General features: G+C 50.8%; 12 protein-coding genes. 3 read left to right on the top strand and 9 right to left on the bottom strand.

What is annotated here, in order from left to right:
• Window positions 1-20: 20 nt before the first annotated feature.
• From KS4_RS10415 to KS4_RS10400, 4 genes are all read right to left on the bottom strand, one after another.
• A complete protein-coding gene (locus tag KS4_RS10415; protein WP_145077717.1) occupies window positions 21-1,691 on the bottom strand; it encodes a complex I subunit 4 family protein in 1,671 nt (556 codons plus the stop codon).
• A gap of 116 nt (window positions 1,692-1,807) precedes the next feature.
• Window positions 1,808-3,946 (bottom strand): NADH-quinone oxidoreductase subunit L, encoded by a 2,139-nt coding sequence (gene nuoL, locus KS4_RS10410; RefSeq protein ID WP_145077715.1) that lies wholly within the window; start codon window positions 3,944-3,946, stop codon window positions 1,808-1,810.
• A 97-nt stretch (window positions 3,947-4,043) separates the two neighbouring features.
• On the bottom strand, window positions 4,044-4,376 hold the full coding sequence (nuoK, locus tag KS4_RS10405) for an NADH-quinone oxidoreductase subunit NuoK (RefSeq protein ID WP_145077713.1): 333 nt from the start codon (window positions 4,374-4,376) through the stop codon (window positions 4,044-4,046).
• A gap of 90 nt (window positions 4,377-4,466) precedes the next feature.
• Window positions 4,467-5,384 carry an NADH-quinone oxidoreductase subunit J family protein gene (locus tag KS4_RS10400; RefSeq protein ID WP_200761157.1) on the bottom strand — a complete coding sequence of 306 codons (918 nt, stop codon included), beginning with the start codon at window positions 5,382-5,384 and terminating at the stop codon, window positions 4,467-4,469.
• 384 nt (window positions 5,385-5,768) lie between these two features.
• Here KS4_RS10400 and KS4_RS17605 point away from each other — a divergent pair, with 384 nt between their 5' ends.
• On the top strand, window positions 5,769-5,927 hold the full coding sequence (locus KS4_RS17605) for a hypothetical protein (protein ID WP_200761156.1): 159 nt from the start codon (window positions 5,769-5,771) through the stop codon (window positions 5,925-5,927).
• A 31-nt stretch (window positions 5,928-5,958) separates the two neighbouring features.
• Here KS4_RS17605 and KS4_RS10395 read toward each other — a convergent pair whose 3' ends face one another.
• The gene (locus KS4_RS10395) at window positions 5,959-6,630 is read right to left on the bottom strand and encodes a TetR/AcrR family transcriptional regulator (protein ID WP_145077709.1); all 672 of its coding nucleotides are present in this window, start codon (window positions 6,628-6,630) and stop codon (window positions 5,959-5,961) included.
• A 604-nt stretch (window positions 6,631-7,234) separates the two neighbouring features.
• Between KS4_RS10395 and KS4_RS10390 the strand changes: the two genes are divergently transcribed.
• A complete protein-coding gene (locus tag KS4_RS10390) occupies window positions 7,235-8,866 on the top strand; it encodes a molybdopterin-dependent oxidoreductase (protein WP_145077708.1) in 1,632 nt (543 codons plus the stop codon).
• A gap of 206 nt (window positions 8,867-9,072) precedes the next feature.
• Window positions 9,073-9,771 (top strand): tetratricopeptide repeat protein, encoded by a 699-nt coding sequence (locus tag KS4_RS10385; protein ID WP_145077706.1) that lies wholly within the window; start codon window positions 9,073-9,075, stop codon window positions 9,769-9,771.
• 54 nt (window positions 9,772-9,825) lie between these two features.
• Here the strand turns inward: KS4_RS10385 and KS4_RS10380 are convergent, their stop codons facing one another.
• The 4 genes from KS4_RS10380 to aroA all read right to left on the bottom strand — a co-directional run bounded on the left by KS4_RS10380 (window position 9,826) and on the right by aroA (window position 14,357).
• Window positions 9,826-10,041: a hypothetical protein gene (locus KS4_RS10380; RefSeq protein WP_145077705.1), complete on the bottom strand. Its 216-nt coding sequence runs from the start codon at window positions 10,039-10,041 to the stop codon at window positions 9,826-9,828.
• A 211-nt stretch (window positions 10,042-10,252) separates the two neighbouring features.
• Window positions 10,253-11,023, bottom strand: a complete 771-nt coding sequence (locus KS4_RS10375) for a type II secretion system protein (RefSeq protein WP_200761155.1) — start codon at window positions 11,021-11,023, stop codon at window positions 10,253-10,255.
• A gap of 71 nt (window positions 11,024-11,094) precedes the next feature.
• Window positions 11,095-12,963: an ABC transporter ATP-binding protein gene (locus tag KS4_RS10370; protein ID WP_145077703.1), complete on the bottom strand. Its 1,869-nt coding sequence runs from the start codon at window positions 12,961-12,963 to the stop codon at window positions 11,095-11,097.
• 5 nt (window positions 12,964-12,968) lie between these two features.
• Entirely contained in the window at window positions 12,969-14,357 is a 1,389-nt protein-coding gene (gene aroA / locus KS4_RS10365) for a 3-phosphoshikimate 1-carboxyvinyltransferase (RefSeq protein ID WP_200761154.1), read from the bottom strand.
• Between the last annotated feature and the right edge of the window lie 178 nt (window positions 14,358-14,535).

Here is a 14,535-nt window from a genome sequence, read left to right as displayed (position 1 = left end):
GATTATTGTCTATTTTGTGATTAGTTGCTGATGAGGGTTTGTGATTCCCATGCTTTGGCCTGGGGTTGGGTGGTGAGGATCGGGGGGGCAGGGTGGGTGGTTGTGCCAGCGTGTTTGACCTCGTCGGTGTCTTTGCGGCTTTCGATGAGGTCAATGGTTGGTTTTGATAGTTTTGCGATTGGCGCTTCGAGTGATTTGAGCATTGGGTTGGGGTTGAAGCCGAGCCAGACGCAGACGATGGCGATGGGGGTGAGGACGATGATTTCACGGGCGGTGAGGTCTTTTGGTTTTTGGCCTGCTGGTTCACCGTGAACGTGTGGAATTTTGAGTGGGCCCCACACGACCTTGCCGGTCATGTAGAGGAGGTAGATTGCGGCGAAGATCATGCCGGCTGCGGCGGGAGCAGCGAAGCGCCAGCCGAGTGTTTCGGGTGAGGTGAATGAGCCGATGAGTGTGAGGAATTCGCCGATGAATCCGTTGAGGCCGGGGAGGCCGACGGAGGAAGCGACGAAGAAGACCATGAAGAATGACCAGACGGGCATGGCGCGGCCGAGGCCGGACATTTTAGCCATTTCACGTGTGTGGAAGCGTTCGTAGATCATGCCGATGCAAAGGAAGAGAGCACCGGTGGAGAGTCCGTGATTGACCATGTACATGACGGAGCCGACGGAGCCGAGTTGGTCGAGGTCAAAGGCGAAGAGGCCGAGGACGCAGAAACCGAGGTGGGAGACTGAAGAGTAGGCGACGAGTTTTTTGACGTCGGTTTGTACCCAGCAGACGAGTGCGGCATAGAGGACGCCGGCGACGGCGAGAGCGCCGATCCATGGTGCGAAGACGATGACGGCTTGTGGTGTCATGGGGATGGCAAAGCGAAGGATGCCGTAGGTGCCGAGCTTGAGCAGGACACCAGCGAGGATGACGGAGCCTGCGGTGGGGGCTTCGGTGTGAGCGAGTGGGAGCCAGGTGTGGACTGGGAAGAGCGGGACTTTAACGGCGAAGCCTGCGAGGAGTCCTGCGAGGACGAGGCCTTGCTGTTGGAGTGGTAGTGCTTGTGCGGCGGTGTAGAGTTCAGCGATGTTGAACGTCCATGCACCGTTGTGTGTGAGGGAGTAGTTCCATGCGACATAGAGGATGGCTGCGAAGGTCAGCATCGAGCCGGTGAATGTGTAGAGGAAGAAGATGCGAGCGGCTCTGAGGCGGTCGCTGCCGCCGAAGATGCCGATGAGGAAGAAGAGGGGGATGAGTGTAAATTCGAAGCAGATGTAGAAGAAGATGATGTCGGTGGCGACGAATGTGCCGAGCATTGCGGTTTCGAGGATGAGCATCCAGAAGAAGAACTCGCGTTCACGGCCTTGGAAAGCGGAGTATGAGCCGAGGATGATGAGGGGCATGAGGAATGTTGAGAGGAGGATGAGCCAGAGAGAGATGGAGTCGATGCCCCATGAGAAGGTGAGGCCGAAGCCTGGGACCCAGGGGATCTGGTCGACGAACTGCATGGCTGGGTTTTCTGGTGCCCAGTTGAAGTTGTATGCGAGTACGAGCGAAGCGACAAAGCTAACGAGCGTGCCGATGAGAGAGAAGGCGACGATGTTCTTCTTGAAGTCGAAGACGTTGCCGGGCATCAGCAGCGCGAAAGCGAAGATCGCGGGTGCGATGATCATGACTGGGATGAGCAGTTGGTCGATGGTCATTTCGTTTTGCTCTTTAAGTAAAGTGCTAGTGGTTATTGCTCGTGCTAGTTGAGGAGCAGCGGGTTGAGGTTGTGAGTGTTAGAAAAACAATGTGTAGCGGAGTGGCTAATGGTTGATTAGAAGCCGAGCCATGCGTAGAAGGCGATGATGATGACGACAGCGAGTCCGATGACCATGCCGACGCCGTAGTTTTGTAGGACGCCGTTTTGCGTGGGTCGTACTGCGTAGCCGACGAGTCGCGGGACGAAGCCTGCGAAGTTGACGAGGTTAGCGAGTACGTAGTCGTCGAAGACGAAGAGGACGCGGCCGAGTGTGTGGAGTGGGCGGCGGATGAGTAGTTCGTAGAGTTCGTCGATGTAATACTTGTTGACGAGGATGTTGATGATCGGGGTGATTGGCTTGCAGAGTGGTGCGACCCATTCGCGTTTCCACCAGTGGAAGATGGCGGCGAGGGATATGCCGAGGACTGCGAGGATGATGGAGATGATGGCGACGGTGGTATGAGTGTGATGAGCGAATTCGGAGTGGTCGATGTGTGAGGCTGCGAACTGGGTTGAGTTTTCGAGCATGGACTCGAACCATTTAGAGTCGAGGATGCCGAGGCCGCTGACGACGAGTGCGCCGAGGATGATGGAGCCGAGGGCGAGGGGAACGAGTGGGAGGTTCATCGGCCAGAGTGGCATTTCATGCGGGCCGTGATGGTGTGTGTGGTCGTGTTCTTGTTCGTGTTGTTTAGCGACAGCGTCGGTGATGACTTCCATATCGTCGACGGGCTCGTGGCCTGCGTCGGTGCCCATTTCATATTTGTATGGGCCCATGAAGACTTTGAACCAGAGGCGGAAGGTGTAGAAGGCGGTCATGAAAGCGGTGATGATGCCGAGGATGCCTGCGATGTAGAACATCTTTGCGGCGATGGGGTCGCTGGTTTTGATACCGCTGAGGATGGCGTCGCCGAGGAGGAGGTCTTTGGAGTAGTAGCCTGCGGTGAAGGGGAAGCCTGCGAGGGCGAGGCAGCCGAAGAACATGAGCCAGCAGGTGACGGGCATTTTCTTACGCATGCCTGACATGGTGCGGATGTCGAGATTGCCAGCGAGTGCGTGCATGACAGAGCCAGCGGTGAGGAAAAGGAGTGCTTTGAAGAAAGCGTGTGTTGTGAGGTGGAAGATGCCACCGACGGAGATGACGGCTACGCCGATGAACATGTAGCCGAGCTGGGAGACGGTGGAGTAGGCGAAGACACCTTTAAGGTCGTTGTTAGTGAGAGCGATTGTGCCTGCAAAGATGCAGGTGATGCCGCCGACGAGAGCGACGGCTGGTAGTGCGTATTCGGAGAGTTGGAAAATTGGTGTGAGGCGGGCGACCATGTAGACGCCGGAGGTGACCATGGTTGCGGCGTGGACGAGTGCGGAGACAGGTGTTGGGCCGGCCATGGCGTCTGGAAGCCAGACGAATAACGGGATTTGGGCTGATTTGCCGAAAGCGCCAAGCATAAGAAGGAATGGAATCCAAGTGAGGTATGCGGGGTTGACGGATTGTGCTTGAGCAATGGCGGCTTTGACGGGCTCTGAGAGAGCGGTTGCTGCGTGTGAGCCGTTGGCGAGGAGTTCTTGAGCGGCGGGGATGATGACGTTGAATTCGATGGAGCCGAAGGTGAGGTAGGTGAGGAAGATGCCGAGGGCGAAGCCGAGGTCACCGATACGGTTGACGATGAAGGCTTTCTTGGCGGCTTCAACGGCGATGGGTTGGTCGTAGTAGTAGCCGATGAGGAGGTATGAGCAGAGGCCAACACCTTCCCAGCCGAGGTAGAGGACGAGGAGGTTGTCGCCCATGACGAGGTTGGTCATGGAGAAGATGAAGAGTGCGACAGCGGCGAAGAAGCGGGCGTAGCCACGTTCACCGTGCATGTAGCCCATGGCGTAGGTTGCGATGAGCGTGCCGATGCCGGTGACGACGAAGAGCATGATGATGGTGAGTGGATCGAAGAAGTAGGAAAAGTTGGCTTTAAAATTGCCAACATGGATCCAGTCAAAGAGGTTGAGGACGGCGAACTTTGTGTTTTCGTCGACGGTGGTACCTACGACGCCGGGGACGCTTTTGTAGGCGAGGCATGTGACGATGAAGGAGGTGAGGATGGAGAGGACGCAGATGGGGCCTGCGAGTTTGCGGAGTGCTGGTTTGGTGCAGCAGATGAGGCATAAGATGACGCCGACTGCGGGGAACCAGGGGATGAATTTTGCGAGTTCAAATGTAGTCATTTGTTCAAACCGTAGAAGGTTGATGGTCTGTTTAAGGTAACGGGACGTGAGGCGTTGAGGAGGAAGGAGGGTTGAGAAGAGAGGGGATGAGGAGGGGTTAGCCGGAGAGTTCTTGGAGGGATTGTGAGTCGAGTGTGCGTTTACGTCTGTAGAGGAGGACAACGAGTGCGAGTGCGAGGGCGGCTTCGCATGCGGCGATGGTGAGGACGAAGATCACGAAGGTTTGGCCTGTGATGTTCATGTGGTACTTGGAGAGGGCGACGAGTGTGACGACGACGCCTTGGAACATGAGTTCTGTGCAGAGGAAAACGATGATGAGGTTACGTCTGGAGAGGAACCCGACGAGGCCGAGCGCGAAGAGGATGGCGCCGGTGGTCAGGAAGTGTGCCAGTACAGGGTATTGGAGTCCGGTTTGAGCAAGCGTGTTCATGTTATTGATCCGTGTTGAAGCCGAGGTTGTCGGCGGGATTCGTTCGCTTGTAAAAGAAAAAAATCACGTATGAGCGGTGTCATAACGTGATCATGATTTCAGGTGTTGTTCTTCGGGGACGATGGTTTTTGCAATGACGATCGCGCCGATGAGGGAGATCAGGAGGATGACGCCAGCGATCTCAAGGGCGAGAGGGTGTGAGTTGAAGAGGTTGAGGCCAACCTTTTCGATATTGGTGAGTGATTGGGTGTCAGCGTTTTTGTAGTTCTTGAGGTTGTCTTCACCTTCGGTTGCGATAATGGCTTCAGCGATGGAAGACTCATTGCGATTGGCGAGAAATTTATTAATGAGGACGTCGTCGGCGGGTGCGGCGGCGTTGGTTGCAAATATAGGAGAGACGTGGGTTTGTGAGTTGGCGGGTGTGAACCAAACGTTGAGGAGGGCGGCCATGAGGAGGAATGAGGCGATGATGGCGAGGAGCGGTTCGCGTGCTTGCTTGTCGTAGATAGTGCCTTCATCTTCGTGTTCGGGGTCGCCGGAGTGTGAGGCAAGCATGATGACGAACATGTAGGTGACGAGGATGGCGCCGCCGTAGATGATGATCATGGCGAAGGCCATGAATTGAGCGGTGAGGGTGATGAGCAGGCCAGCGGATGAGAGGATGACAAGGACGAACCAAAGAGCAGAGTAGACGGGCTTGCGATGGGTGATGACTTTGACGGCTGAGAGGATTGAGATGGCACTGAAGACGTAGTAGTAGACGTAGGCGGCGTTGGAGATGCCTAGGTTTTCCCACGTGATGAAACGTACGAGGTATCCCCAGAGGATGGCGATCGCGGCGAGGCCGAGGGCTGCGGCGATGAATGGCCAGTTGAATCGACGTTTGGGCATAGCGAAATAGACGGCCAACGCGCCGATGATGGAGGCGATATAGATAACGATCGGACTTGATTGCTCGATCGTGCCTGTGGCAGTCTGAGCGAGCACATTTAGTAGTGTCATTGACATTTGGGTGAGTCCGGACATCTTGAGATTTAGCAAGGGTTTATCTCAGAGGAGAAGTGTTTGAAGCTTCTCGCTGAGTCAATCCTTTGGTCAGACCGGCTGGGCGCTGGTTTGCGTTGCGGTTGTATGAACGGCAAGAGGCAGGAGCAAGGAGGATTGTCTCATTCGGCAACGCGCCGCTGGGAAAGTCGTGTGCACATTTTTGGGCTTCAGGCAGGTTGAGTGAGAGCGTCCATAGCAATATCACGGGCGATTCGACAAGCTATAGCGCTTGGCAGTCGAACCGTGTCTTGCGGGGACGTCTGCAAGATGCACTATTAAAGGCACAACTTATGTGGACAGGATAAAAGTGCAGTGGGAGGATTGCAAACAATCGGGGGTGATTTTGTGGATAGGTTGAAGCTCTATGCTGCCGTGGATAGGGGATTTAAGGAGATTGAGCTGTGGCTGGAGGTGTGGTTTGGAGGGTGGAGCGTGAATGGTACGGGCGAGGAGACAGCGTGCTGCGAAATGGGGGAATTCGTAGAGGTGTTGGATCAAGGTTGAGTGACGTTCGCAGATTGAACAAGTATTGAAGCTAAACGGGACGGATGCCATCACGGATGATTTGAATGGAATGGGCGAGCCAGCGGTCCTGTGCATTGTCGGATGTCGCATCGCAATGGAAGAAAAGTTCGAGCGATGAGCCGTGTGAGAGGAAGTAGAGGCAGTGCCCGAGGCATGAGAGAACGAGGAGGGTGGGATCGAGGTCAATGCGGCAACGTTTTTCGCGAGCAGCAGTTAGGATCAGCGGCTTCATGAATTCGAAGTTGTGGCGGATCATTTCGCACTTCTCGGCATACTCTTTGAGGCCGCGTGCGTCACGGAGGTTTTCCCACATGAGCAAACGGACGTAGGCGGGGTTGGTGCGGCAGAAGTGGTAGTAGCGCGTCATGAGTTGCTCGATGACGACATCAAGATTGGTTTGGCCAGCAGCGATATCCTCGCTGAGATTGACGAGCTTGCTGAAGATGTCGCGGAGAACATCTAAGTAAAGTCTATCTTTGGACTTAAAGTAGTGATAGACGAGCCGTCGGTCGACACCAGCACGTTCGGCGATGTCTTGCAGCCGGGTTGAGTCTGGGCCAAACTCAGCAAAAGCATCACATGCGTGCTGAAGAATGCGGTTTTTCTGCATTTCGGCATTAGCGCCGGCAGGGCGGCCACGATGGCGTTTCGTAGATACATTAACGACTTGTGTGGTTTCCATACGCGTTGCTCACATCAAATAAAAAATAGATGAATTCAAATGATTAAAATCAGATAGGACGCCTGAAAATCTGTCTTGAAAGGCATATCGTCAGCCATAGTTTAACAGAAAGGAACATATTCCGTACAGGACGAATTATAGAATTTTCACAATAGTAACGAGTTACGTTAATTAGGTAATTGAGCTAAATGGGGCGATTCGTGAGATTTTGATCTAATGAAGAATTTGAGATGCGATACATACGGATTTAAGGATCAGAGGGAAGGTCAGGAGAGATGATGGTGTTATTGTTTGGAAGATGAATGATGATGGTGTTGAGAAGTTGACTCTGGATTTCGACGTGCGGCTGGACGGTTTTTACTGGTTGGAATAGGATGGCGCGCTAAAAATAAGTCACGCAGAGCATAGGATTGATTGAACTCGTGGATTGCTGAATGGGGGTTGAAGTGGAGAGGTTAGTTGAGTTCGGCGTAGCGAGCGAAAAAGGTTATGCTATGTGACCATAAGTTGATGCATGGCCAATCGTTGCATCGGCGCCCCGGGTCGCGGCGGAGAAGCCGACGGCTGAGTGAAAAACAAACAGCGAATTGCGGAAGTAGCCAACATGCCCAAGCTGAAGATTGACGGCCAAGAATGCGAGTTTGAAGGAAAGAAGACAGTACTTCAGGTTGCAGTAGAGAATGGTATTGAAATCCCCCATTATTGTTACCATCCTTCGATGTCGATCGTTGCGAGTTGTCGTATCTGCCTTGCGGAGGTGGCGCAGCCAAATCCGAGGAACGATAATAAAGTTGAGTTGATTCCGAAGCTTGTGCCGACATGTCAGACGCCTGCGGCGGATGGGATGGAAGTTTATGTGAAGTCGCCAAAGAGCGTGGCGAATCAGAAGGCTGTGATGGAATACCTGCTGATCAATCACCCATTGGATTGTCCGGTGTGTGATCAGGCAGGTGAGTGTTCTTTGCAGGACTACTCATATAAGTATGGCCGCAGTTGCTCGCGGTTTGAAGAAACAAAAATTAAGCAACCTAAGAAGGACATCGGTACGAATGTACTGCTGTACTCGGATCGTTGCATCATGTGTACGCGTTGTGTGCGTTTTACACGTGAGGTGTCAGGGACGAGTGAGTTGGGTGTGTTTGGTCGTGGTTCGAGCGAACAGATTGATGTGTTCCCGGGTAAGCCGTTGGAGAATGAATTGTCGGGCAATGTGGTTGATATTTGCCCAGTGGGTGCATTGCTTGATAAAGACTTTTTGATGTCGATGCGTGTGTGGAATCTTGAGCGTGCGTCTTCGATTGATGGTATTACGGCATCGGGTGACAACATCTCGATTGAATACAATCAGGACAAGGTTTACCGCGTTAAGCCACGGACGAATATTGACGTCAATAAGTGGTGGATCAGTGACGAGATCCGTTATGGTTGGAAGTTTGTGCAACGTGAAGATCGTTTGCGTATGCCTAGTGTTTTGAACGCTGAAGGTGGACGCGAAGATGTTGAGTGGAAGCCGGCGGTAGAAGCTGTTGCGGCTCGTTTGAAGAAGATTGCAGAGGAAAGCGGCGAGGGTGCTATCTCACTGTTAGTTAGCCCGATGCTGTCTTGCGAAGATGCATATTTGCTCGGCAAGTTGGCGGTAAGTCTTGATCCGAAAGCGAAGCTGGGTGTTGGACAAGTTCCGATGGAAGGCGAGGATAAATCATTCCCAGGCGGGTATACGATTTATGCTGAGAAAGCTCCGAACGCTCGTGGTGTGAGACGTGTGCTTAGTAAGTTGACTGACAATGTTCTTGATTATGATTCATTCGTGTCTCAGGCTGCGGAAACGAAGGCTGTGATCGTGACAGGTAACTACGCTGATGCGTGGGTTGAAGATAAGCTTGCGGATATGATTGCAGGCAAATATGTGGTATTAGTCGATACGCTGCCAAGCAAGCTAAGCGAGACAGCGGATGTTGTGTTACCGGGTGCAACATGGGTTGAGAAGGCTGGTACATTCGAGAATATAAATAACCGTTTGCAGCGTTTTGTGCAGGCGATTAAACCGCTGGATTACGTGAAGTCGGAAGGTCAGATTGCGATGGATCTGATGCGTTACGCTGGTGCTGATTTTGAACTAAGCATTTATGACGATGCTGCCGTTCGTGCGGCCATTGGCGGTGAATTTGTGACTGATGTTCACGTTCCAAGTGAGGTTGAAGAAGAAGGGATTGATCTGGAGTATGTCGAGCTCTAAGATCGATTGATGGCAGTCAATCAGTGAGTGTCATCGATAGAACCTAATGTTTGTGCTTGATCAATGATGCGCAGGTCGATTGTTTCGGCCTGCGTTTCTTTTTTGTACGCGATACGTGATGTGGTATCTGCATGGGGGTGTTTGCGGTATAACTAGAGGGTGTAATGAGAAGCGTAGATGGGGTTGTGGGAAGCAAGGAGGCTTTCATGAGACAGCGTGTTGTGATGAGTTTATTGTTGATTGCAACGTTGTTTGTGTTTCCATCTTGTATTGAGCGGCCTTGGAATAAGCCTGTACCGCTTTCGAAGATCTATTCGATGGCCGGTCGATTGGCGGGGCAGGGTAAATATGATGAAGCGCTAGAGAAAATTGACGAAGCAATTCAACGTGTACAGGCGATCAAATCAACTGGTTCGGATGGAGAATTGACGCGATACGAGCGGGCGATGCCGTTTTATGTGAAGGGCAATATTCTGTTCGACATGGCGCGGTATGTTGAATCGAAGGAAGCATACAACAGTGCGTGCCGCATTGACGCGGATCATGCGGAGGCGTGGTTGGGAGAAGCGTTTGCGAACTATAAGTTAGCGGATGATGAAGGGGCGGTGCGGTCATTAGAAAAGGCTCGTCAGAGTTTTGAATCAAGGCTAAGCGATGTTCAGATCTGGAGCGTGAAGGATCGCATTGAGCGTACTTTTGAGACAAAGTTGAATGTTGCGATCATTACCGCTTTGATGGGATCGAAAGATGCGGCAATTTCACAGCTGCATATTTTGGGGGTTGCATATCCTGATCTGGCTAATACGCAAACATGGATTGAGTTAATTGAACAAGATCATTTGCTTGCAGCATTGCTAAAGCAAGATTTAACTTCATCAGACCAAGAGGAAATGGTTAGCAATTAAAAACGCTGACTTATGTCAGCGTTTGTTTTGTCTAGGTATTGATTGAAAGCAGGTTCAATCGTTTGATTGTTCGTCATGATCTTTTTTGGCAAAGCGAACGTGTTGCATATTCCGTGTGTCGGAGCGATCAACGAGTTGAATGCCTTCTTTGACGAATGAATAGGTTGGTTCAATCAAGACAGATGTGCGATGGCTTTGCCCGCAGCCGATAATAAGCGTTGTGGCTGCGATCATGCATGGTATGAGAGCGAGCTTGTATTTTAGAAGCATTACTTTGAACCCTAATATGCCGTTACATGAAACTGCCTAGTAACGTGTCTCAGAGTCAAGATCGACAAAGCATGCAAGATGATTCGAAAAAACATCATTTCTTGCGATTACCGGACATGCGAATATCGGACGGGGCGATAGAGTGAAAATAAGCTTGTTTTAATAGGGAAGAATGTTTGAAATGTTTGGTCTGTGAGAGTTGTAATCGGGATTATTGAGCCTGATCTGCATTATGAAAGATTGTTTCCAAGGCAGCAACCGTTTCGACAGGATTAAATATGTTTGTGTCGGCAGGGATACTGAATTGTGTGCCATCGTCACTGTTTAGGCTAACGTGCCCATCTGTATGAAGAATGTTGACAGCAGTGCCGAAATGATTGGTTTGTGGGTAAACACCATAATTGGAGAATTCAGGCAATGAATTGCGGTCCAATGCCAAAGCAGAGATAGGGATGGATTCGTTGTCATCGTTCTTCCAAGTCCCTAGATTTTCGATCATTGTATTCTTAGATTCAGGGACGTTACGATAGTAGTAAGAACAATAGACAGCATCACCGGTTACAACTTTAGCTAGCTCTTCATCCGCATTGTCGAGATCATCATCTCCTGGACAAAAATAAGCACGACTATCAGATAGATAGGTATTAAAAAGAATGCCAATACCGACGCGTGCACTTGGGGAGCCGCCGATTTGGATTTGGCTCGTTGGGATATCTTTGCCTTGATAGAAGTTGGGCGGGTTGAAATTAGCCGGGGCCTCGCTGAGTGGTATATGCCCGTTCTCGTTGACGGTGTAAGCGAGAATCGCGATGCCGATTTGGCGGAGGTTTTGGCCGCAGTTGACTGTTTGTGCGCTTTGACGTGCTTTAGCAAGTGCAGGCAAAAGGATGCCGATGAGGATTGCAATAATGCTGATCACCACAAGCAGTTCGATTAACGTAAAAGCGGTCTTGCCCGTATTGCGTCTCGTGATTGTCGTCATTCAGCAAACACCTTTTTGAAGCAATTGATGATGAAAACGATCTTACCAGATTTGCAGATCAAATGCCGCAATTAATCTAGATCTTCGTATGGCTGCAATTGTGTGTGTGTTAGTGTTTGATATGTTGTGCTGCGCTCGAGTAGTTCGTTATGTGAGCCGATGTCTGAGATCTCGCCATCAACCATGACGATAATTTGATCGGCATCGATCACAGTACTTAAACGGTGGGCGATTACAAACGTTGTGCGGCCTTTGCGGAATTCAGCCATTGCTTGATTGATTTTATACTCAGAGTCAGCGTCAATTTGGCTGGTTGCTTCATCAAGAATCAAGATACGTGGGTTACGCAGGATTGCCCGAGCGATGCAGATACGCTGCTTTTGGCCACCTGAAAGGCCAGATCCACCTTCGCCGAGAAATGTGTCATACCCATTGTCGAGGACGCTGATAAATTCATCCGCACGAGCGGCTGTCGCTGCGGCGATAATGTCTTCTCGGGAGGTGTGTCGGCGGCCATACGCGATGTTGTCAGCGATGGTGCCTTCGAAGAGGAAGGTCTGTTGTGTGACGACGGCTATCTGCTTACGCAAACTGCGAATTGAAATTGTAGTGATATCGTGACCATCGATCAGCACTTGGCCTTTTTGTGCGTCACCTAAACGAGGGAGCAGGTTAAGAAGTGTTGATTTGCCCGATCCATTTGGCCCAACGATTGCGATGTTTTGCCCAAATTTTACTTGCAAATCGAGATGCCTGATGGCTGGCTGATCTGCTCTGGGGTAGGTATAAGACACATCTTTGAATTCAATTGATTCCAGATGTGGAGGCAGGTGATCGTTGAGATGCTTGTAGATTTCTCGTGTGTTTTTTTCAATCGGCAGTTTAAGCAACTCGTCGACGCGTTCTGCAGCTGCTGCGGCTTCTTGCAGGTCGTTATTGAGTTTAGCCAGTGGCTTCGCCGTTGCGCCAGCAAGACCGAGTGACATGAGGACTTTGAGCATGTCCGTAGGGTTCGTATTTTGGTAGTAGACTTGGTAAGCCGCGACGAGGACGACGCCCATCATGCCTGCGATCGCGATTAATTCGGTGAGCGGTGATGCAAGAACACGTGCGGCTCTCGCTTTCATTTCTTGACGAAAAACCTGCTTGTTGATCACATTAAAGCGTCGGCGTTCGTAGCCTTCTGCGTTGTGTACTTTAACGACCTGAATTGCCTGGGTGGATTCGGATACAGCACCGAGCATCCCGCCGTAGGCGCTCATTGCCTTTTTGCTTGCTCTTCTAATTCTCTTGCTTAATTTGCGGATCACAAATGCCATGGGTGGAGCGGCAAGCAAGAACAGTAGCGTGAGTTTCCAATTGACCACGAATGCTAATGTCAGAAAGACGATTGAGAGCAATGCCTCGCGAGCTGCACGCCCCATGATCGTGTTAAAACCACGGGCGAGCTGATTGGTATCACGTGTAATTCGGCTCATGAAATCAATCGAGCCTTGTTCAAGCAGAATTTCATAAGGCGCGTGTAGTAAACGTTGAAACGCTTCTTTGCGTAAGATCATGACCGTGCGGAAACTAATGGTGAGGACGGTTGCTTGAAAGACGTATCGCATCGATGCGCCAAAAATACTCAAGATCATAATGAAGCCAAAGACGTAAGCTAAGCCGGTAAAGGGATCGGTGGGGATGTAATCAGCGAGTGGTGTTAAATCACCAATATGAATGAAACCCATCCAATCTTGATTGCTTATGTCTTGAAGTTTCTGCGATAGCAATTTGTGTATTGTCGTGTCATCTTTGCCAAACAATTGATTGATGATCAACATCACAACACTGAAGCCAGCGAAGGCTGAGATGGCATCGAAGATTGCCGCGACGACCGCAATAACGATCTGTTTGCGGAATTGAAGCATCCGCGCTGCATATGTCCAGAATAAGTTCATGTGTTCTATTGCCTCTGTGCGGCTGTGTTAAGCTGCGACAGTTGTTCGAAGTAAGTTGGGAACGTTTTGTTCACGCAGGCAGGGTCATCAATCACGACGCCAACCTGTTTTGTGCCAGCAATTGCAAAGCTCATCGCCATGCGGTGATCATCATATGTTTCAATCACAGCTGGATTTGATTCAGTGATCGGTTGACCGTTTGGATGTTTTAGTTTGTTCTGATCAGGCGGGATGATCGTGATATCGTCACCGACAATCTTGACCGTAGCCCCGAGCTTGGTTAGTTCATTCTTAAGGGCAGCCATACGATCTGTTTCTTTGATGCGGAGATTGCCTACGTCGCGGATGGTCGTTTCGCCCTTTGCAAAAAGCGCCACAACCGCAATCGTCTGCACCATATCGGGGATCGCATTGAAATCAGCATCAATACCTTTTAGTTTGCCCGTACCGCGTACGATGATCGCATCATCCAAGTACTGGACATCAGCGCCCATTTTCGCGAGTTCTTTAGCAAACGCCGCATCACCTTGTAATGAATTTTCACTGAGATGTTTGATTTCTACAATTGCATCTTGGGTCGCAGCGGCCATGCCCATGGCATAACTTGCGTTAGATGCGTCGGGCTCAATATCTTTGGTGTTACCTTGATATCCGCCGGGCTTTACGCTGATGATCGACCAGTCATCAGTCGTGTCTATTTTTGCGCCGAACTGCCGCATTAGCTCAACTGTCATCTTGACGTAGGGCAGGCTGGTCACTGGGCCATCAAAGATCATGGTAAGGCCTTCATGTAGGTATGGCCCAATTTGCAGCAATGCAGATAGGTATTGGCTGCTAACCGTTGGTTTCATGACTAAATCGCCACCACGCATTATACCCTTGCCTAATCCATGAACTCTAATCGGCGGATAGCCTTCTTCGCCCAGATATTCGATTTTTGCGCCAAGTTGGCGGAGTGGTTCAACAAGTTCCCCGATAGGACGTTCAAGCATACGAGGTATGCCTGTAATGATTGCTGAGGTGTTTTCTGATGCGAGCGTCATGGCTGCGGTCATGAACCGTGTCGCAGTCCCGGCATTACCCAAAAACAACTCCACGTCTTGCTCGGAACGCTTCGGCATCTGGCCGTTACATCCTTTGACATTGACGATGCACTTTTCACGATCAATTCCCACCTGAAATCCCAGCGATGCTAAGCCTTCAAGCATCCGCTCCGTGTCATCTGAAAACAGCACGCCTCGGAGTGTCGTTTCACCATCAGCCAAAGCTGCTAATAGTAATGCTCGGTTCGTCAAGCTTTTCGAGCCGGGGATAATGACCGCACGATCGCCGGTCGCATCAAACGGCTTCGAAAAAGGCACAATCATTAATCTATCGGGTAAAGCTCGGCTCATCAGGCTTCCTAATCCTTCAAACATCACTTTCAGTACGGTTTTCTGACTGAACCATACTCAAACAGCCCCCGTCTGGGAGCTGTTGATTATAACCTTATATTGTCCCTTGAATTGCTGTAATATGCAATAAGGACGTGCACTCGCACACGCTCATCATTTCTATTGCACAAATACCTGC

It is taken from the genome of Poriferisphaera corsica (genome assembly GCF_007747445.1).
Classification (GTDB): domain Bacteria; phylum Planctomycetota; class Phycisphaerae; order Phycisphaerales; family Phycisphaeraceae; genus Poriferisphaera; species Poriferisphaera corsica.
This window is presented reverse-complemented; position numbering and strand designations above follow the sequence as displayed.

Coding starts and splice junctions, on each gene's coding strand:
- KS4_RS10415 (WP_145077717.1), bottom strand. CDS start 1,691: ATGACCATCGACCAACTGCTCATCCCAGTCATGATCATCGCACCCGCG.
- nuoL (WP_145077715.1), bottom strand. CDS start 3,946: ATGACTACATTTGAACTCGCAAAATTCATCCCCTGGTTCCCCGCAGTC.
- nuoK (WP_145077713.1), bottom strand. CDS start 4,376: ATGAACACGCTTGCTCAAACCGGACTCCAATACCCTGTACTGGCACAC.
- KS4_RS10400 (WP_200761157.1), bottom strand. CDS start 5,384: ATGTCAATGACACTACTAAATGTGCTCGCTCAGACTGCCACAGGCACG.
- KS4_RS10395 (WP_145077709.1), bottom strand. CDS start 6,630: ATGGAAACCACACAAGTCGTTAATGTATCTACGAAACGCCATCGTGGC.
- KS4_RS10390 (WP_145077708.1), top strand. CDS start 7,235: ATGCCCAAGCTGAAGATTGACGGCCAAGAATGCGAGTTTGAAGGAAAG.
- KS4_RS10385 (WP_145077706.1), top strand. CDS start 9,073: ATGAGACAGCGTGTTGTGATGAGTTTATTGTTGATTGCAACGTTGTTT.
- KS4_RS10380 (WP_145077705.1), bottom strand. CDS start 10,041: ATGCTTCTAAAATACAAGCTCGCTCTCATACCATGCATGATCGCAGCC.
- KS4_RS10375 (WP_200761155.1), bottom strand. CDS start 11,023: ATGACGACAATCACGAGACGCAATACGGGCAAGACCGCTTTTACGTTA.
- KS4_RS10370 (WP_145077703.1), bottom strand. CDS start 12,963: ATGAACTTATTCTGGACATATGCAGCGCGGATGCTTCAATTCCGCAAA.
- aroA (WP_200761154.1), bottom strand. CDS start 14,357: ATGAGCCGAGCTTTACCCGATAGATTAATGATTGTGCCTTTTTCGAAG.